This window comes from Rhizobium sp. P1_C7 (genome assembly GCF_056406295.1).
Genome location: NZ_JBFUAL010000001.1, coordinates 123,767 through 141,364, shown reverse-complemented (window position 1 = coordinate 141,364; position 17,598 = coordinate 123,767). Strand labels below are relative to the sequence as shown.

The following is a 17,598-nucleotide window of genomic DNA, read 5'->3' as shown; positions in this document are numbered from 1 at the left end:
AGGAAATGAAAATGGGCAATTCAAAGCGACGCATGAAGCCCCTGATGGCAGGCTGCCTGTCCTTTGCAATCGGCGTCACGGGCATGGTACCAGACTTCCTTGATGGGACGATCGGCGCCAGGACCGCGCAGGCGGAATCTGACGGCATGATTAACATCACTCAAGCCGGTCCTGGTGCGCATCGCAGCCTGAAGCTCGGTCTGAAAAAAGCGATCGTTATCGATCTTCCCGTCGATGCGCATGACATTCTCGTTTCCGACCCGTCGATGGCTGACGCGGTGACCCGCTCTTCGCGGCGCATCTATCTGTTCGGGAAGACCGTCGGGCAGACCAACATCTTCATCTTCGGCGCCGACGGCCAGCAGATCGTCAGCCTCGACATCGCCATCGAACGCGACGTCGCAGGGTTGCAGAAAACCCTTCGACGCTTCATCCCCGATTCCAGCATCAACGTCGAGATCGTCTCCGACAACATCGTTTTGACCGGCAGCGTCCGCACGCCGCAGGATGCCGCGCAGGCTGCGGACCTGGCGCAGGTCTTCCTGAAGGGCGGCGAAGCGACTACACGCACAGAGACGGCCAGCTCCAAGGGCGGCGATGTCGCGCTCTTTGCCGAAAACCGGCAGGAATCGCAGGTCGTCAACCTGTTGCAGATCGAGGGCGAGGATCAGGTCACGCTGAAGGTCACGATCGCAGAAGTGCGGCGCGAGATCCTGAAGCAGCTTGGCTTTGACAATCTGGTGTCGAACTCGAAGGGCCTGACTGTTGCCCAATTGGGCGCGCCGAGCGCCAGCAATGCGGCGGCAACCCTCGGTGGCGGTCTGGCCGCACTCTTCAAAAGCTCCGTCGGTAAATACGATATCTCCACCTATTTGAGCGCGCTCGAACAGGCGAAAGTCGTCAAGACGCTGGCCGAGCCGACGCTTACGGCCATTTCAGGCCAGGCCGCAACGTTCAATTCAGGCGGCCAGGTGCTGTATTCGACAACTGACAATGACGGGAACGTTACGATCGTCCCGTACAATTACGGCATCAATCTCGCCTTCAAGCCTGTTGTCCTGTCGTCCGGGCGTATCAGCCTCGAGATCAAGACGAACGTATCGGAACCGGCGCCCTCGGTCTCCGGCTCCACGCCGACCTATCAGCGTCGCTCCGCCGAGACGTCCGTCGAGCTTCCGTCCGGTGGCTCCATTGCGCTTGCCGGACTGATCCGGGACAACGTCCTGCAGACTTCGAACGGGACCCCTGGCGTCAACAAGATCCCGCTGCTCGGCACGCTCTTCCGGCAGAGGACGGTGGAGCGTGACGAGACCGAACTGGTGATCATAGCGACGCCGTATCTCGTCCGTCCGGTCGCCCGCAACCAGCTGAACCGCCCCGACGACAATTTCAGCCCGGAAGGCGACGCATCCGCGTTCCTGCTCAATCGCGTCAACAAGGTCTACGGCGGCCGGCAAGTACCGATCGCAGATACCCAGTTCCACGGCTCAATCGGGTTCATCTACAAATGAGCGAAGCGGGATCAGCAATGGCAAAACACAGAGATCGGCCGATGGCTCACACCAATACCAGCGCCTACATGGCCCGCCCCCAGATGACCTACAAGTCCAAGTCGCTGCTCGTCGTTGCGGCAGTGACCGCGGCGATGCTGTCCGGCTGCGCGTCACGCGACGACCTGACGACCGGGGGCATTCCGGACGACTATCGCCAGCGTCACCCGATCGTCGTTACAGAAGCGGAGCAATCGGTCGACATCCCGGTTGCCTCCACCGACCGCCGGCTCAACACCGCGCAACGCGACATGATCCGCGGCTTCGCTCAGAATTACGGATCGAGAGCCACCGGACCGGTCTATCTGTTGACACCAGAGGGATCGCCGAACTCGGCAGCCGCGCGCCAGCTGCGCGGCCAGGTCCGTGCCGAACTCTCAGCACGCGGCATTTCAAGCTCCAAGATCGTCAACAGCTCCTATGCGGCCAACACTATCGGCGATGCCGCTCCGATCCGACTGACCTTCGTCGGCACGACGGCGATGACATCGCAATGCGGCCAGTGGCCGAAGGACATGATCAACGACTTCAACAATCAGAATTACTACAATTTCGGTTGTGCGACGCAGAACAATCTCGCCGCGCAGATTGCCAACCCCGAGGATCTGGTTGCCCCGCGCGGCATGACGCCGATCGATGCCGCGCGCCGCAACGCCGCCATCAAGGAATATCGCGAGCGGACAAGCACGATCGAAGAAGTCAGCGGCAACTCCAACTTCTGATCAACGTAGGATTCACGATGGGTACGGTCGAATACGACATCCAGAACACCACCGAGCTCCGACACGCTGAAGAAGCGATGCGGATGGCGGAACTCGAGAACATGCGGCCGTTGCCGCGCATCTCCGTGCACGCCTTCTGCGAAAGCGAGGAGCTTCAGCGGGTGATGGAGCGCTGCGGCAACGACCGCCGGATGTCGAAGGTCGGCCTGCGGATTACAAGCGGCGGCATCGCCGCGGCCGCGAACATGTTCGCAAGCGCACCGACGCCGAACCTCATCATTCTCGAAACCAAGGCAAACAGCAGCAGCCTGCTCAGCGAACTGGCTCCTTTGGCCAGCGTCTGCGACCCTTCGACGAAGGTCGTCGTCATCGGCTATTACAACGACATCGCGCTCTATCGCGAACTGGTGCGCAACGGTATCTCCGAATACATGGTTCAGCCGGTCGCCATGCCTGATATCATGGGGGCGATGGCGACCATCTTTGTCGACCCGGATTCGGAACCGCTCGGTCGTAGCATCGCCTTCATCGGTGCGAAGGGCGGCGTGGGCTCCTCGACGATCGCGCACAACTGCGCGTTCGGCATCTCCCGCCTGTTTTCGACGGAAACAATTCTGGCAGACCTTGACCTGCCGTACGGCACCGCCAACATCGACTTCGACCAGGACCCGACGCAAGGTATCGCCGAGGCGGTCTACGCGCCCGAGCGACTGGACGAAGTGTTTCTCGATCGTCTGCTGACAAAGTGCTCGGAATATCTTTCATTGCTCGCGGCGCCCTCGCTCCTCGACCGCGCCTATGATTTCGAAGGGCAGGCGTTTCAGCCCGTGCTGGACGTGCTGCAGCGGAGCGCGCCCGTCACCGTTCTGGACGTCCCCCATGCGTGGTCGGAATGGACACGCTCTGTACTTTCAAGCGTCGATGAGGTCGTCATTTGCGCGTCTCCCGATCTCGCCAACCTGCGCAACACCAAGAACATGATGGATGCACTGCGCAAGATACGGCCTAACGACAAGGCACCGCATCTCATCCTCAATCAGGTCGGCATGCCCAAGCGGCCGGAAATCAGCCCGTCCGATTTCTGCGAGCCGCTCGAAAGCGAGCCAATCGCCATCATTCCGTTCGACAGCAACCTCTTCGGCACTGCAGCCAACAGCGGCCGCATGATCTCGGAAATGGACCCGAAATCGCCGACCGCGGAGACCTTCTCGCAGCTGTCGCACATCGTCACGGGTCGAATAGCCGTCAAGAAGGCAAAAAAGAGCGGTCTGCTCGGTCTGCTGAAGCGCAAATGACACCCGCCAAGAGTGGATTGGAATAAGGCATGTTCGGAAAACGCGGAAACGATGGCTTTGGCAGGACGGGCGGTAGCATCGCTCCGCCTCAGGCTGTTGCACCGAGCTCCTCGTCGTCACCGGCGGTTCTGGTCGAGCCGCAGCGCGAGCCTGGGCGCCAGCAGGTCTCACCGCCGCCAATGCAGACGCCGCAGCGCAAGCGTCCAGCCCGCACAGAGGAATACTACGACACCAAGGCACAGGTCTTTTCCGCGCTGATCGATACGATCGACCTCTCGCAGCTTGCCAAACTCGATGGGGAAAGTGCGCGCGAAGAAATTCGCGACATCGTCAACGACATCATCACGATCAAGAATTTCGCGATGTCGATCTCCGAGCAGGAAGAACTGCTGGACGACATTTGCAACGACGTACTGGGCTACGGACCCCTCGAGCCGCTGCTTGCGCGCGACGACATCGCCGACATCATGGTCAACGGCTCGGGCCGTACCTTCATCGAAGTCGGGGGCAAGACAATCGAATCAGAGGTCAGGTTCCGCGACAATTCTCAACTTCTGTCTATCTGCCAGCGCATCGTCAGCCAGGTCGGCCGCCGCGTCGATGAATCGAGCCCGATCTGCGACGCACGTCTTCCCGACGGCTCGCGCGTCAACGTCATCGCGCCGCCGCTCGCCATCGACGGTCCGGCTCTTACCATTCGCAAGTTCAAGAAGGACAAGCTGACACTCGACCAGCTCGTCCGCTTCGGTGCGATCACGCCCGAAGGTGCAACGCTCCTGCAGATTATCGGTCGCGTGCGCTGCAACATCGTCATCTCGGGCGGCACCGGCTCCGGCAAGACGACGCTGCTTAACTGCCTTACAAATTATATCGACAGAGACGAGCGGGTCATCACCTGCGAGGACACCGCCGAACTGCAGTTGCAGCAGCCGCACGTCGTGCGCCTTGAAACGCGCCCGCCGAACATCGAAGGCGAAGGCGAGATCACCATGCGTGACCTCGTCAAGAACTGCCTGCGTATGCGTCCGGAAAGGATCATCGTCGGCGAAGTGCGCGGACCGGAGGTTTTCGACCTGCTGCAGGCGATGAACACAGGTCACGACGGCTCCATGGGTACGATCCACTCGAATTCACCGCGCGAATGCCTCAGCCGTATCGAGTCGATGATCGCGATGGGCGGTTTCACCCTGCCGGCGAAGACGGTGCGCGAGATCATTTCCGGTTCGGTCGATATCATTGTTCAGGCGGCACGCCTGCGCGATGGCTCCCGTCGCATCACACAGATCACCGAGGTGATCGGCATGGAAGGCGACGTGATCATCACCCAGGATCTGATGCGTTACGAAATCGAAGGCGAGGACGCATCCGGACGCCTGATCGGTCGCCACAAGTCGACTGGTATCGGCAAGCCACATTTCTGGGATCGTGCGCGCTACTTCAACGAGGACAAGCGCCTCGCTGCCGCGCTCGACGAAATGGAAGCCAAGTCGAAGGAATAACAGATGTTCGGTATCGATCCGACAGTTCTTGCCATCATCGTTCTTGCCGCCGTCGCGGCGGGCGCGGTCTGCTATGGTTTGCTATTCTCACAGATCGAGACCGAAAAGAAAGCCGCAAGCCGCGTCAATCGCGTCGCATCGGCGCAGCTCGACAAGGCGAATGTCAAGGCCGCCCGCGACCGTGTCCAGGAAATGTCCAAACGCCGCAAATCGGTGCAGGACAATCTCAAGGACCTGGAAAAGCGGCAACAGGAAAACGCCAAGAAGAAACTGACGTTAAAGTCGCGGCTGACCCAGGCGGGCATGTCCGTCACTCCTGCGCGGTTCTACATGTTCAGTGCCATTTTCGGTGTTGTGCTGATGTTCATCGCCTTTGTGGCCGGGGCCCCGCTGATGGTGATTCTCGGCACACCAGTCATCGCTGGCCTCGGGCTGCCACGCTGGGTGCTTGGTTTTCTCATTAAGCGCCGCCAGAACAAGTTCCTTGATGAATTTCCAAATGCGCTCGATGTCATCGTCCGCTCCATCAAGTCCGGCCTGCCGCTCAACGATGCGATCCGGCTGATCGCCAACGAAGGCAAGGAGCCGGTTAAGGGTGAATTCCGAAGGGTGGTCGAGTCGCAGCAGGTTGGCCTCAGTGTGCCCGACGCCTGCGCGCGCATGTCCAACCATATGCCACTGCAGGAAGTGAGCTTCTTTGCGATCGTCATCGCCATCCAGTCGCAAGCCGGCGGCAACCTGTCGGAAGCGATCGGCAACCTGGCGAAGGTGCTACGTGAACGCAAGAAGATGAAGGCGAAGGTCAAGGCGCTGTCGATGGAGGCAAAGGCATCGGCCGTCATCATCGGCGCGCTGCCATTCATCGTCGCCACGCTCGTCTACCTGACGTCTCCCGAATACATGATGATCCTGTTTACCGATCCGAGGGGACATCTCATCATGGGCGGTTCCGCGGTCTGGATGTCCATCGGCATCTACGTCATGCGCAACATGGTCTCTTTCGACATCTAGCAGGAGGAAGTGCGGTGTCATCCGATCTCGCCACAAGACTGACCGACCCCTCCATGCTGATTGCGGTGCTCGTGGCGCTCGCGGTCTTCGCGAGCTTCTATACTCTTGCCATGCCGTTCTTCGAGCGCGGAGACCTCGCCAAGCGCATGAAGGCCGTGTCGACGGAACGCGAACAGATTCGCGCGCGCGAACGCGCCCGCATGAACACCGAATCAGGCAGCAAGGCATCGCTGCGCACGCAGAACAATCGCTCGGTTCGTCAGATCGTCGAGAGGTTCAACCTTCGTGAAGCGCTGGTCGACGAAAACACCATGAACAAGCTGCGCGCGGCCGGGTATCGGTCGGAGAACGCATTGAACATGTTCCTCGTGGCTCGCTTCCTACTGCCTTTCGCCTTCTTTGGATTGGCGATCTTCTGGGTTTTCGGCCTCGACCACCTCGTCGACAAACCGACACCGATCCGCTTCCTGCTGACCTTGTTCGTCGCCTATGCCGGTTTTTATGCTCCGAACATCTTCATTTCCAACCGCATGGGGAAGCGTCAGCACTCGATCAAGCGTGCCTGGCCGGATGCGCTCGACCTGATGCTGATCTGCGTCGAGTCGGGGATCTCGATCGAAGCGGCGATGCGCCGTGTGTCGGACGAGCTTGCCGAAGCCTCGCCGCCGCTCGCTGAGGAAATGGTGCTGACGACGGCCGAGCTCTCCTTCCTGCCAGACCGGCGTGTCGCGCTCGAGAACCTCGGCACGCGCACGCAGATTCCGATCGTTCAGTCAGTCGTTCAGGCGCTTATCCAGGCCGACCGCTATGGGACGCCAATCTCGCAGGCGCTGCGCGTGCTTGCTCAGGAAGGGCGCGACGAGCGCATGAATGAAGCCGAGAAGAAAGCGGCTGCCCTGCCTCCGAAGCTCACAGTGCCGATGATCCTCTTCTTCCTGCCGGTTCTGGTCGCCGTTATTCTTGGACCCGCCGGGATTCAGGTCGCCGACAAATTCTAGGCATTGCTGCCGGTTGTGACGAACAAGCCCATTTCAGAACGTCGCACGGTCAGCGGTTCACGGGTGGACGACGAACGGAAAGCATGGAACACAGTGTTCCGGGTCTATCTCCTGAACCGTTCGGAGCCACCGATGTCTTCCCTTGGCGTATTTGTCAGCATCATTGCGGCCTTGTCGATCGGTGCCATGAGCCCCGGGCCGAGCTTCGTTGTCGTCTCCCGCATCGCCATATCACGCTCGCGCCCAGATGGCCTCGCGGCGGCCCTCGGCATGGGGCTCGGCGGCGTCGCGTTCAGCATATTGGCACTAGCGGGACTGACTGCCTTGCTCTCGCGGTTCGAATGGCTCTACCTGGCCCTCAAGGTGGCTGGTGGTGCCTATCTTGCCTACATCGCATTCAAGATCTGGCGCAGCGCCAAGGAGCCCCTCGATGTCGGCGAGGAGGCGGTGAGCAGTCGCGCGCTGGGGCGTAGTTTTACGACCGCACTTCTGACGCAAGTCAGCAATCCGAAGACCATTGTCGTGTATGCCAGTATCTTTGCGGCGCTGCTGCCGAAAGACATTCCGCTCGGCCTCTTCGTTGCGCTGCCGCTCGGCGTATTCTTCGTCGAGGCTGGCTGGTACACGATCGTGGCGCTGGCGTTCTCGGCGCGGCACCCGCGCCGGATCTACCTTGCGGCGAAAATGTGGATCGACCGTGCTGCCGGCACCGTCATGGCGGGGCTTGGCCTGCAGCTGGTCGTTTCCGGGCTGACTGGCCGGTGAACCGTCAGTTGGTGCTGTTGCCCGCATCGCCGGCGTCCTTGGCCGCAAGCTTCTGCCAAGAATTCTGCTGCGACAGCATGGAGCGCAGATAGGCGACGTTGGCGTCGGCCTGCTGCTGCGACAATTCCCGGCGCGCGATCTGTTCGGCCTCTGGGAAGTGACCCTGGAGACCGACGACAAGCGCAAGGTTCTGGCGGACTCGGCTGTCGGCAGTCGGCTGGGCGGCCGCCTGGCGCAGATAGGTCTCCGCGGAGCGCAGATCGCCGGTAAGAACGTAGGACATGCCGAGATTGGACAGGATCGAGGGTTCGGTCGGCTGGATGTCGAGCGCGTCGCGATAGCGCTGGCGCGCCTCGGGGGAGCGACCCAGCTGGTCGAGGATCGCGCCTTCCGCCGAGATCAGCTTCCAATCCGGACGATCAGGCGTCTGGGCACGGCCAATGGTGTCGAGAGCCTGCTGCAACTGGCCGGCCGCAGCCTGTGCCTTGCCATAGGCGGCAAGGACGTTTCTATCCGACGGGTTGCTGATCGCAACCTGCTGCATCACGGCAAGAGCCTGGGCATCCCGGCTCTGCATGCGCAGGAGATTGGCATAGTTGACGCCGTTTTCCGGATCCCGAGGGTTCCTCTCGTAGGCCTGTCCCACGCGCTCCGTCGCGGCGCGAACTTCCTGATCGTCCATCGTCTCGACTGGTTTCGTCAATTTCGGCACCGAACCGGTCGTCATCCGGTCCTGTGTCGTCGTGCAGCCAGCAAGGGCGAGGGCGACCAGCGCCAGCGCCACGCCATGGAAAATGCGGGTTTTGATAAGATGGTTCGCCAAAGAAGGCATCGCGCTTTCCTGAAATCCGACATTGGCGCCTGACCTAAAAGCAGCACAGGGAAAGGCTTTGACGCAATCTTCACTCCAGCAATAGTCTGTTAACCCTAACATACCGTTAAAAAGCGATTCTCGGACGCCCCCGAAGGATAATCATGGCCCCCTACCAATTCATCGAGAGACCGACCCCTTTCAACACCAAGGGAGGTTCGACCTTACCCATCTTCGCCGTTACGCCTGCCCATATCGAGACAGGCACCATCGACCCGATTGCACTCGATTGGGCAACAAAGGCTGGGTACAAGGCCGAAAGCGGTTCGATGCTGCTGATCCCGACAGATGACGGTCACCTTGGCGGCGCGCTTTTCGGCCTGGGGACCAATCCCTCGGAGCAGCCCTACATCACCGGCAAGCTGGCGCGCTCACTACCGGCCGGCGATTGGCACATCGAAACCGCGCCGCTGACAGCGAACCGTCTTGCGCTGGGCTTCGGCCTCGGAAGCTATCGCTTCGATCGTTACAAGTCGGAGAAGGTCCCGGCTGCGACGCTGACGATCCCGCGCGACGCGGACGGCGCCGACATAAAGCGCCAGCTCGCCGGCGTCTTCCTCGCACGCGACCTCATCAACACGCCGACGAATGACATGGGGCCGAACGAGCTGGAAGCCGCGTTTCGCGGTCTCGCTGCTCACTACAAGGCGGAAGTCTCCGTCGTTGGCGGCGAGGACCTCAGGCAGAATTTCCCGTTGATTCACACGGTCGGCCGCGCCAGCGCCGATGCGCCGCGGCTGCTCGAGCTGCGCTGGGGCAAGAAGGGTCATCGCAAGATTACCCTTGTCGGCAAGGGCGTCTGCTTCGACACCGGCGGCCTCGACATCAAGCCTGCGTCCTCGATGCTGCTCATGAAAAAGGACATGGGCGGCGCTGCCAACGTCATGGGCCTGGCACTGATGATCATGGATGCAAAGCTCAAGGTCGATCTGCGAGTCATTATTCCGGTGGTCGAGAATTCGATTTCGTCGAACGCCTTCCGCCCTGGCGATATCTACCGAAGCCGCAAGGGCCTTACCGTCCAGATCGACAACACGGACGCCGAAGGACGGCTTATTCTTGCCGACGCCCTGGCCTATGCGGATGAGGATTCCCCGGATCTTCTGATCGACATGGCAACGCTGACGGGCGCCGCCCGCGTGGCACTCGGCCCCGATCTGCCGCCATACTTCACCGACGATCCGGACCTCGCCCAGGATCTGATGGAGGCGAGCCTGGAGACCGACGATCCACTGTGGCGGCTGCCGCTCTACGCCGGCTACGAAAAGGACATTCGCGCCAAGTTCGCCGACATCACCAATGCCCCGGCGGGCGGCATGGCGGGTGCGATTACCGCGGCGCTGTTCCTGAAGCGCTTCATCAGCAAAACCACGAGCTGGGCGCATTTCGACATTTACGGCTGGGCGCCTACCGAGCGTCCGCATTCGCCGGGCGGCGGCGAAGCGCAAGCGATCCGCGCGCTCTTTCACCATATTCGCCAAAGAGTGCGCTGATCCGATCGTTAAAATTCTCTTCACCTTGCGGCGCGGCAGTTTTGCCGCCCCATTGCGTTGAGCAGTCGTGTACCGGAAAATGAAACGCTAGCGTAACGAGTTTTCGGAGGGCCCGTGCCGATCGAACTGACTGCCTCGCAGGCACTGGGGCTTTGGCATGGCGTCGCGCTCGACCAGGTGCGCCATGACGACCGCGATTTGACGTTGCGCCAGATGGCAATCCTGCTGCATATCTATCTGGTGCCGCCGCCGCATACCGTTCGCGGACTGGCGGCAGAACTGAATGTGACCAAGCCGGTGATCACACGGGCGCTGGATACGATGGGCGAGATGGGTCTGGTCGATCGCGTGCGCGACAACCGCGACAGGCGCAACGTCGTGATCAAGAGAACTGTCGGAGGCGCGCTCTATCTGGAAAAGCTCGGCGACCGGGTGCGCGAGCAGGGCCGCCGCCTATCACCTTGAGAGGCCGGCACCTTGAGAGGCTGGCTATCATTTGAGAGGAATAACATGACCATGCTCGATCGCCGCTTGCACGCTTACAGGCCGGATCTCGCCGAGAGTGGCCTTCAGGGCCAAGTCGAAGCGTTGCGCTTCGTGGACGGCACGCCGGCCCAAGTTGCGGTATCTGTCATCGGTCTGCGGCCGAAGCCGGACTTCGCGACGGGCATCGATACCGAGCTCCTGCTTGGCGAGGACGTCACCGTTTTCGACCGCGCTGGTGGCTGGTGCTGGGTCAAGGCCGCGTCGGACGGGTATGTCGGCTATATCGAAGACAGTGCGCTCAGCGACGGCGAAGAGGCGCCCACACACATCGTCACGGTGCAGCGCACCTTCCTCTACCGCGAACCGGAACTGCGCAAGCCATACAAAACCATCCTTTCGATGGGAAGCCGCGTTCGGATCATCGGAGTGGCGGAGGTACGCGGCAATCGCTACGCGATGCTGGAGGACGGCACCGCAATCTTCGAAAAGCACGTCCAGCCGCTCGGCGCGGGTGACGGTGGCGACTATGTCGATATCGCAACGCGTTTTCTGGAGACGCCGTACCTCTGGGGCGGCCGTTCAGGTCTCGGAATCGACTGCTCAGGCCTTGTCCAGCTTTCTATGCTGATGACAGGCCGGCGCGCGCCTCGCGACACGGACATGCAGGCGGCAACACTTGGCAGTCCGATCGACCGTGTGGAGTTGCGTCGCGGCGATCTGGTTTTCTGGAAGGGCCATGTCGCAACAATGGAAGATCCCGAAACGATCATCCACGCCACGGGCAACACCATGACCGTCGTCCGCGAGAACTTGGAGGCGGCGATCAAGCGGATCGGCTGGCTCTACGAGCAGCCGACGGGGTATCGCCGTCCGATCAGCTGACCGGCGGCTGCGGCCAGACTGTGACGCCGCCGGTCCAAACTTCGAAGGCTTTCGACAGCCTCAGCACGCGCATGTCATCGAATCGCGGGCCAACGATCTGCAGTCCGATCGGCATGCCGGATTTCGCGAAGCCGCAATTGATCGAGGCCGCCGGCTGCTCCGACATGTTCCACGGAACCGTGAAGCCGATGTGCTCGAAGGGACGGGCAGGATCGTTCGTGGGCGATGCCCACTCTGCCGGGTAGGAGACCACAGGGTTGGTCGGCGACAAGACTGCGTCGACCTCGGTGAACAGCGTTCCGCAGGTCTTGCGCATCTCGATCGTCTGGTTGAAGCCCCTGACGGCATCGACCCCGCTGATACGCGTGCCACCCTTTGCCCAGCTGTGGATGTAGGGAAGAATGCTGTTGCGCCGCTCTTCGCTCAGCGCCTCGATATCGCCCCACAAACGGGCGCGCCAGAAGTTGTCGAGGCCATCGAGCATCGCGCGCGTCAGCACCGGTGCCACGGGGATCACGATGGCGCCGGCATGTTCGAAGCGTCTTGCGGCAGCTTCGACCGCCGACTGCACCTCGTCATCGACCGCAAGGCCGCAGCCGGCATCGAGCATGAGGCCGATCTTCAGGCCGCGCACGTCGATGTCGAGATCCAGCCAATCGAAATCGTTCGGCGGCAGGCTGGTTCCATCGCGCCAATCCGGGCGCGACAATGTGGCCATCGCAAAGGCGGCATCTTCGACCGTGCGCGTCATCGGCCCGGCGCAGCGGCCGACATAATAAGGATCGACGGGAATCCGGCCGTGGCTTGGCTTGAAGCCGAAGATGCCGGTCCAGCCGGCGGGAAGGCGCACCGAACCGCCGATATCGGTGCCGACGTGCAGCGGGCCGTAGCCCGCGGCGGCGGCAGCGGACGCTCCGGCGCTGGAGCCACCGGGATTTTGCGTGGTGTCCCAGGGATTGCGGCTGAGGCGGTGGAAGCTCGACAGGCCGGAAGATAGCATTCCGTAGTCGGGGCATGTCGTCTTGGCGAAGATCACCGCACCATCCTCGCGAAGCCTTGCGGCAACCGGAGCATCTTCGGAGGCGGGCTTCAGTTCCACCGCTCTGGTGCCGAGCGGCACCGGCTGGCCCTTGGTGGCAATCAGTTCCTTCAGCGTCACCGGAACGCCATCCAATACGCCCAGGGTCTCGCCCTTCATCCAGCGGTCGGTCGACGCCCGCGCCTGCTTGCGGGCTGCCTCTGGTTCATAGGCGTAGAGGGCGCAGATCGACGGCTCCCACGCTTCGATATGTGTTTCGAGGGCCTGCCAGTATTCGAGCGGAGAAAGGCTCCGGTCTGCAAAACGCCGTCTCAGTTCGCGAATGGTAACATCGGTTTCGGTCATGGGAGGATCTTTTTCGTCTTGGAGCAATCAGCGGCTCGCGTCGCGCGGATCAAGTAGGTCGCGCAATCCGTCGCCAAGCATGTTGAACCCGAAAACGGAAAACGCGATGGCAAGGCCGGGCAGGATCGCCAGCCAGGGAGCAAGCGCGAGGTAGGTCTGCGCATCGGCCAGCATGCGACCCCACGTCGGCGCCGGCGGCGCAACACCGAGACCGAGGAAGCTCAGGCCGGCTTCGGTCAGGACAGCGAGACCGAGCTGGATCGTCACCTGCACGATAATCTGGCTGGCGATGTTCGGCAGCACATGGCGGACCGAGATCGTGAAGCGGGAGTTTCCGATCGCGCGGGCCGCCAAAACGTAATCCCGGCTCCAGGCCTGCAGCGCGCTCGCCAATGTGACGCGTGCGAAGACCGGGATCATGAAGGTCGCGATCGCGATGATCGCCGTCATGCGGCCCGTCCCAAGGAAGGCCCCGAGCATCATTGCCGAGAGGATTGGTGGCAGCGCGAAAACGACGTCGCAGGCGCGCATCAGCAGGCTCTCGAAGAGACCACGGAACGCCGCCGCCGAAATTCCGGCGATCGAGCCGAGCGTGCCCCCGATGGCGACTGCGATCAGGGCGATCGACAGCGAATTCCAGCACCCGACCATCAGCATCGAGAGCACGTCGCGGCCGAACTGATCGGTGCCGAGAACGCCGAAGCTGAACGGCGGCTGCAGCTTGTGAATGATCTGCATCCTGGCCGGGGGCAGAGGCGTCCAGACCAACGATAACACCGCGATGGCGGCAAGGCATGCAATAATCGCCCCTCCAGCGATCAAATTCATTCGTCGGCTAATTCTCGGCCGTCTGCGTCGAACGCTTACCTCAGCGGAGACGAAGGGCGCCATCGTCAAACGCCTTTCCGCAAGCGAGGGTCGATCGCCAGATAGGAAAGATCTACTACGAAGTTCATGATAATGACGAGGGCGGCGAAGAACAGCACGACATCCTGCATGACGACGATGTCGCGCTGTGAGAGCGCCTGATAGGCAAGCCTGCCGAGACCCGGCAGATTGAAAACGTTCTCCACCAGAACGGCGCCGGCGACGAGAAAGGTAAACTGCAGCCCGAGGACGGTGAAGATCGGGACGAGCGCATTCGGCACCGAATGCCGCCACAGCACCTTCTTGGCCGAGAGACCCTTTGCGAAGGCGGTGCGGGTGAAATCCTCGTGCAGGGTTTCCAGAACGGCGGAGCGCGTGACGCGCGTCAGCACGCCCGCCTGCGGCAGGGCGAGCGCCACTGCGGGCATCAGCAGTGCCTTGACGGCGGGCCAGATACCGGCGCCCCAGCCGGGGAAGCCACCGGCCGGCATCAGACCGAGCGTCGTCGAGAACAGAATGATCAGCAGGAGCGCCACCCAAAAGGCGGGGACGGCTATGCTGATCTCGGAGAAGATGGACGCGATTGCGTCGAAGGCACCGCCGCGACGCGACGCGGCGAGAACGCCGAGCGGGATTGCGATCGCAACCGACAGGACGATCGCCATCAATGCAAGCGGGAGTGTCACGGCAAGACGGTCGAGGATGAGACCGGAGACCGGAACGCCATAGGTATAGGACTGCCCGAGATTGCCGGAGAAGACACCCACCAGCCATTGGCCGTAGCGAAGGAGCAGCGGCCGGTCGAGGCCAAGATCATGCCGCAGCGCCGCGAGTGTTTCCGGCGTCGCAGATGTCCCGAGCATGATGGCGGCAGGATCCCCCGGCAGGAGGTCCATCACCGCAAAGATCAGCAAGGACACGACCGCAAGCGTCACCAGAAGACCTGCGAGGCGGCGCGAGAGAAGAGCGATCATGCGGCGGCTCTTGCACTGTTGGGGGAGCTGGAACCGCCGTTGTCGGACGCGCTGAGGCGAAACCCGCATCCGCAACCCTCAAGGCGGATGCCGAGATCACGAGCGAGTAAAACCATATTCGACTGTCCAGAGCTGATGCCGTTATTCATCGCCAATTCCGCTTTTCACGCTACCCTCAGTCCTCCCAGGAAACGTTCGTCAGCACGTTCGAGGGAATCGGCTCGTTCTCCCAGAGCCCCTTCAGCTTCTTGTTCCAGACGCCCAGTTTCGGCATGACGAAAAGATAGAGCGCGGGGACGTCCTCGGCGAGGATCGTCTGCGCCTCGCCGTAGATTTTTGCTTGGGCGACCGGATCCGAGGTCTCCTGCACTTTCTTCATCAGGTCGTTGAAAGCCGGATTTCGGTAGTTGAAGTAATAGGGGTCGCGCGCGTAGATATCGATATCCATCGGTTCTGCATGGGCCACGATCGTCATCTCGTAGGCGCGGTCCTTCATGACGTCCTGAACCCATTTCGCCGGGAATTCGGTGGGCTCGATGTTCATCGTCACGCCGATATCAGCCAGCATCGCCTGCATGACCTGGGCGCTGCGCGGCGCATAGGCCATCTGAGGCGACTTGATGGTGAAGCTGAAGCCGTTGGGATAGCCGGCTTCGGCGAGCAGTGCCTTTGCGTTTTCCGGATTGTAGGCCAGCTTGCCGGTGAGGTCGACATAGCCCGGATCGTTCGGCGTGTAGTGGCTGCCGATCGGTGTGCCGAGGCCGGACCAGGCGCCCTCCACCACAGTCTTGCGGTCGATCGCCATCATCAGCGCCTGGCGCACACGTTTGTCGTCAAACGGCTTCTTGGCGTTGTTCATTCCGGCAACGACCTTGAGTTCGGTATGGCCTATCCGGGTCAGGAGCGTCGTGTCGCCGTCGAAGGAGGCCATCAGCTCGGGTGCGGCAAATTCCGGGATCGCATCGACGTCTCCCGACTTCAGTGCCGCGGCCTGCGCCTGCGGATCGGCGATGAAGCGGAAAGTGACCTTGTCGAGCTTCACCGAAGCCGCCGTGTTCCAATAGTCCGGGTTCTTCTCGAGTTCTACCTTGTCGCCCTTGGCCCAGTTCACGAACTTGAACGGACCGGTGCCGATCGGCTTGATCTTGTCATCAGCGGCTGAGTTCGGCGCCACCATGACCGAGGCCGGCCAACCGAGCCAGTAAAGCAGGCTGCCCGTCGGCGCCGACAGGTGCAGAACGAGCGTTGCGGGATCGGGCGTATCGATCGAGGCGATCGAGGCGAAGAAACGCTTCTGGGGATTGACAGATGCCGCGCCACGGGCGCGATCCAGCGCGAACTTGGCCGACGCCGAGTCGAACGCCTCTCCGTCGTGGAACTTCACACCGGTCTGCAGCTTGAACGTATAGGTGAGACCGTCATCCGAAATCTCCCACCTCCTTGCGAGCTGCGGCTGCACCTTGCCAGTCTCATCGATCATCACAAGGCCTTCGAACACGTTCTGCCAGGTGACCTGCCCGATGGCGACTGGGGCAGCGATCGTCGGATCCAACCCGGCCGGCTCGATCGTCATGCCGAGATTGAGCGTTGTCTTGGCGGCTTCGGCGGGCGTCAAACTCAGAACGACGAGGCCGGCCGAGACGGCCGCTCCGAACGAAAGTCGCCGGACGAGCCGCGCGGATGGCGCGAGCGAAACGTTGATCATCATGTTCCCCTGTCTGGCCGCCGCTGTCTGCAACTGGCCCATTGCGAATTAGAGTGTCATTGCAACAGTGCACACACAACGACGATTTTGTGTGCTCAGCGTAGCCGAAAAAGCTACACCGGAATTCCTGCGGCGATGCAAGCCCACCGCGCTACTCTTTGGGCTCGCTGTCGGCGCGATCGCGCATGAAGCGCTCGATGAAGTCGAGTAGCTTGGTCGCTGCAAAGGAGAGTTGGCGGTCGGGCGCCACGCAGAGATCGACGTGCGTGCTTATAGCGCTCTTGGCGGCAAGCGGCACGGCGCAGAGCTGGCCGGCATCGATCTCGCGGCGAACAGTCAGCGTGGGCAACAAGGTCACAGCCGCACCGCTCAGAACCAGTTCCTTCAGCATGTCGAGCGAACTCGTCACGAAAACCGGTTCGAAGGCCGACCCGGCCTTTTCACATAGCGCATCGAACGCCTGGCGAAAGCCGAAGGACTGGTCCGGAAGCGCCAGCGAATAGTCCGCAAGATCCCGGATGTGGACTTCGCTCTTTGCGATCGCGGGATGGCCGGGCGCAACAATCAGATCATAGCCGATTTGCGATCGGAGCCGTACCTTGGTGCCGGACATCGGCGGCGCAAACAGCGTCACCGCGATATCCGCTTCCGCACCGTTGACCGCCTCGACAGCCTGGCGGGCGCTGGTGATCGACACCTCGAAACGCAGCTTCGGGTATTTCAGGCTGAATTCGGCGAGCGCAGGGGCAAGCAAGTTGGCGACCGTCGCACCGTTTGCATGGATGCGGACGCGGCCTCGCTGCAGACCCTTCAGGTCCTCGATCAGCTGGCCGACGTGGTCGAGTTCGCGCAGGGTGCGCCCCGCACGAGCTGCGAGCAGTTCGCCTGCCGCGGTAAGCTTGACGCCCCTCGCGCTGCGCTCCACCAGCGGCGCGCCGAAGTGATATTCGAGATTTTCGATCTGCCGGCTGATCGCAGTCGGCGCGACGTTCAGATTCTCCGCGGCCTGGCGCATGGAGTTTGTCCGCACCAGCTCGTCGAAATACAACAAGGCCCGAATCTGCATGTCACCTTCCCCGCCGCTTCAGGCAATACC

Annotated in this window: 16 protein-coding genes; 10 read left to right on the top strand and 6 right to left on the bottom strand. The window is 61.7% G+C overall.

Features of this window, described 5'->3' with window-relative positions; translation table 11 throughout:
- The first annotated feature begins 11 nt into the window (after positions 1 to 11).
- The 7 genes from AC1D2R_RS00695 to AC1D2R_RS00665 all read left to right on the top strand — a co-directional run bounded on the left by AC1D2R_RS00695 (position 12) and on the right by AC1D2R_RS00665 (position 7,840).
- The gene (locus AC1D2R_RS00695; RefSeq protein WP_477963776.1) at positions 12 to 1,511 is read left to right on the top strand and encodes a type II and III secretion system protein family protein; all 1,500 of its coding nucleotides are present in this window, start codon (positions 12 to 14) and stop codon (positions 1,509 to 1,511) included.
- A gap of 68 nt (positions 1,512 to 1,579) precedes the next feature.
- Positions 1,580 to 2,272 (top strand): CpaD family pilus assembly protein, encoded by a 693-nt coding sequence (locus AC1D2R_RS00690; RefSeq protein ID WP_477964609.1) that lies wholly within the window; start codon positions 1,580 to 1,582, stop codon positions 2,270 to 2,272.
- Positions 2,273 to 2,289: 17 nt separating this feature from the next.
- Entirely contained in the window at positions 2,290 to 3,567 is a 1,278-nt protein-coding gene (locus AC1D2R_RS00685; RefSeq protein WP_477963774.1) for a CpaE/TadZ family protein, read from the top strand.
- Positions 3,568 to 3,596: 29 nt separating this feature from the next.
- A complete protein-coding gene (locus tag AC1D2R_RS00680) occupies positions 3,597 to 5,066 on the top strand; it encodes a CpaF family protein (protein ID WP_477963772.1) in 1,470 nt (489 codons plus the stop codon).
- Positions 5,067 to 5,069: 3 nt separating this feature from the next.
- Complete coding sequence (locus tag AC1D2R_RS00675) at positions 5,070 to 6,077, top strand: type II secretion system F family protein (protein ID WP_477963770.1); 1,008 nt, start codon at positions 5,070 to 5,072, stop codon at positions 6,075 to 6,077.
- Between the two features lie 14 nt (positions 6,078 to 6,091).
- Positions 6,092 to 7,075 carry a type II secretion system F family protein gene (locus AC1D2R_RS00670; protein WP_477963768.1) on the top strand — a complete coding sequence of 328 codons (984 nt, stop codon included), beginning with the start codon at positions 6,092 to 6,094 and terminating at the stop codon, positions 7,073 to 7,075.
- A 132-nt stretch (positions 7,076 to 7,207) separates the two neighbouring features.
- Positions 7,208 to 7,840: a LysE family translocator gene (locus AC1D2R_RS00665; protein WP_477963766.1), complete on the top strand. Its 633-nt coding sequence runs from the start codon at positions 7,208 to 7,210 to the stop codon at positions 7,838 to 7,840.
- Positions 7,841 to 7,844: 4 nt separating this feature from the next.
- On the opposite strand, the gene AC1D2R_RS00660 is transcribed toward AC1D2R_RS00665, so the two are convergent.
- Positions 7,845 to 8,672: a tetratricopeptide repeat protein gene (locus tag AC1D2R_RS00660; protein WP_477963764.1), complete on the bottom strand. Its 828-nt coding sequence runs from the start codon at positions 8,670 to 8,672 to the stop codon at positions 7,845 to 7,847.
- Between the two features lie 143 nt (positions 8,673 to 8,815).
- Between AC1D2R_RS00660 and AC1D2R_RS00655 the strand changes: the two genes are divergently transcribed.
- The 3 genes from AC1D2R_RS00655 (at position 8,816) to AC1D2R_RS00645 (ending at position 11,572) form a co-directional block, all read left to right on the top strand.
- Positions 8,816 to 10,204 carry a leucyl aminopeptidase family protein gene (locus tag AC1D2R_RS00655; protein WP_477963762.1) on the top strand — a complete coding sequence of 463 codons (1,389 nt, stop codon included), beginning with the start codon at positions 8,816 to 8,818 and terminating at the stop codon, positions 10,202 to 10,204.
- A 114-nt stretch (positions 10,205 to 10,318) separates the two neighbouring features.
- Positions 10,319 to 10,669 carry a MarR family transcriptional regulator gene (locus tag AC1D2R_RS00650; RefSeq protein ID WP_477963760.1) on the top strand — a complete coding sequence of 117 codons (351 nt, stop codon included), beginning with the start codon at positions 10,319 to 10,321 and terminating at the stop codon, positions 10,667 to 10,669.
- Positions 10,670 to 10,714: 45 nt separating this feature from the next.
- Entirely contained in the window at positions 10,715 to 11,572 is an 858-nt protein-coding gene (locus AC1D2R_RS00645) for a C40 family peptidase (protein ID WP_477963758.1), read from the top strand.
- On the opposite strand, the gene AC1D2R_RS00640 is transcribed toward AC1D2R_RS00645, so the two are convergent.
- The 5 genes from AC1D2R_RS00640 to AC1D2R_RS00620 all read right to left on the bottom strand — a co-directional run bounded on the left by AC1D2R_RS00640 (position 11,565) and on the right by AC1D2R_RS00620 (position 17,568).
- The gene (locus AC1D2R_RS00640) at positions 11,565 to 12,956 is read right to left on the bottom strand and encodes an amidase (RefSeq protein WP_477963756.1); all 1,392 of its coding nucleotides are present in this window, start codon (positions 12,954 to 12,956) and stop codon (positions 11,565 to 11,567) included. The two genes, AC1D2R_RS00645 and AC1D2R_RS00640, sit on opposite strands and share 8 nt — an antisense overlap.
- Positions 12,957 to 12,983: 27 nt before the next feature.
- A complete protein-coding gene (locus tag AC1D2R_RS00635; RefSeq protein ID WP_477963754.1) occupies positions 12,984 to 13,847 on the bottom strand; it encodes an ABC transporter permease in 864 nt (287 codons plus the stop codon).
- 2 nt (positions 13,848 to 13,849) lie between these two features.
- Positions 13,850 to 14,797, bottom strand: coding sequence for an ABC transporter permease (locus tag AC1D2R_RS00630; RefSeq protein ID WP_477963752.1), 948 nt, complete (start codon positions 14,795 to 14,797; stop codon positions 13,850 to 13,852).
- A 175-nt stretch (positions 14,798 to 14,972) separates the two neighbouring features.
- Positions 14,973 to 16,502: an ABC transporter substrate-binding protein gene (locus tag AC1D2R_RS00625; RefSeq protein WP_477963750.1), complete on the bottom strand. Its 1,530-nt coding sequence runs from the start codon at positions 16,500 to 16,502 to the stop codon at positions 14,973 to 14,975.
- 151 nt (positions 16,503 to 16,653) lie between these two features.
- A complete protein-coding gene (locus AC1D2R_RS00620) occupies positions 16,654 to 17,568 on the bottom strand; it encodes a LysR family transcriptional regulator (RefSeq protein WP_477963748.1) in 915 nt (304 codons plus the stop codon).
- Positions 17,569 to 17,598: the final 30 nt, after the last annotated feature.

Coding starts and splice junctions, on each gene's coding strand:
- AC1D2R_RS00620 (WP_477963748.1), bottom strand. CDS start 17,568: ATGCAGATTCGGGCCTTGTTGTATTTCGACGAGCTGGTGCGGACAAAC.
- AC1D2R_RS00675 (WP_477963770.1), top strand. CDS start 5,070: ATGTTCGGTATCGATCCGACAGTTCTTGCCATCATCGTTCTTGCCGCC.
- AC1D2R_RS00655 (WP_477963762.1), top strand. CDS start 8,816: ATGGCCCCCTACCAATTCATCGAGAGACCGACCCCTTTCAACACCAAG.
- AC1D2R_RS00690 (WP_477964609.1), top strand. CDS start 1,580: ATGGCCCGCCCCCAGATGACCTACAAGTCCAAGTCGCTGCTCGTCGTT.
- AC1D2R_RS00625 (WP_477963750.1), bottom strand. CDS start 16,502: ATGATCAACGTTTCGCTCGCGCCATCCGCGCGGCTCGTCCGGCGACTT.
- AC1D2R_RS00695 (WP_477963776.1), top strand. CDS start 12: ATGGGCAATTCAAAGCGACGCATGAAGCCCCTGATGGCAGGCTGCCTG.
- AC1D2R_RS00630 (WP_477963752.1), bottom strand. CDS start 14,797: ATGATCGCTCTTCTCTCGCGCCGCCTCGCAGGTCTTCTGGTGACGCTT.
- AC1D2R_RS00680 (WP_477963772.1), top strand. CDS start 3,597: ATGTTCGGAAAACGCGGAAACGATGGCTTTGGCAGGACGGGCGGTAGC.
- AC1D2R_RS00685 (WP_477963774.1), top strand. CDS start 2,290: ATGGGTACGGTCGAATACGACATCCAGAACACCACCGAGCTCCGACAC.
- AC1D2R_RS00665 (WP_477963766.1), top strand. CDS start 7,208: ATGTCTTCCCTTGGCGTATTTGTCAGCATCATTGCGGCCTTGTCGATC.
- AC1D2R_RS00645 (WP_477963758.1), top strand. CDS start 10,715: ATGACCATGCTCGATCGCCGCTTGCACGCTTACAGGCCGGATCTCGCC.
- AC1D2R_RS00660 (WP_477963764.1), bottom strand. CDS start 8,672: ATGCCTTCTTTGGCGAACCATCTTATCAAAACCCGCATTTTCCATGGC.
- AC1D2R_RS00640 (WP_477963756.1), bottom strand. CDS start 12,956: ATGACCGAAACCGATGTTACCATTCGCGAACTGAGACGGCGTTTTGCA.
- AC1D2R_RS00635 (WP_477963754.1), bottom strand. CDS start 13,847: ATGGCGCCCTTCGTCTCCGCTGAGGTAAGCGTTCGACGCAGACGGCCG.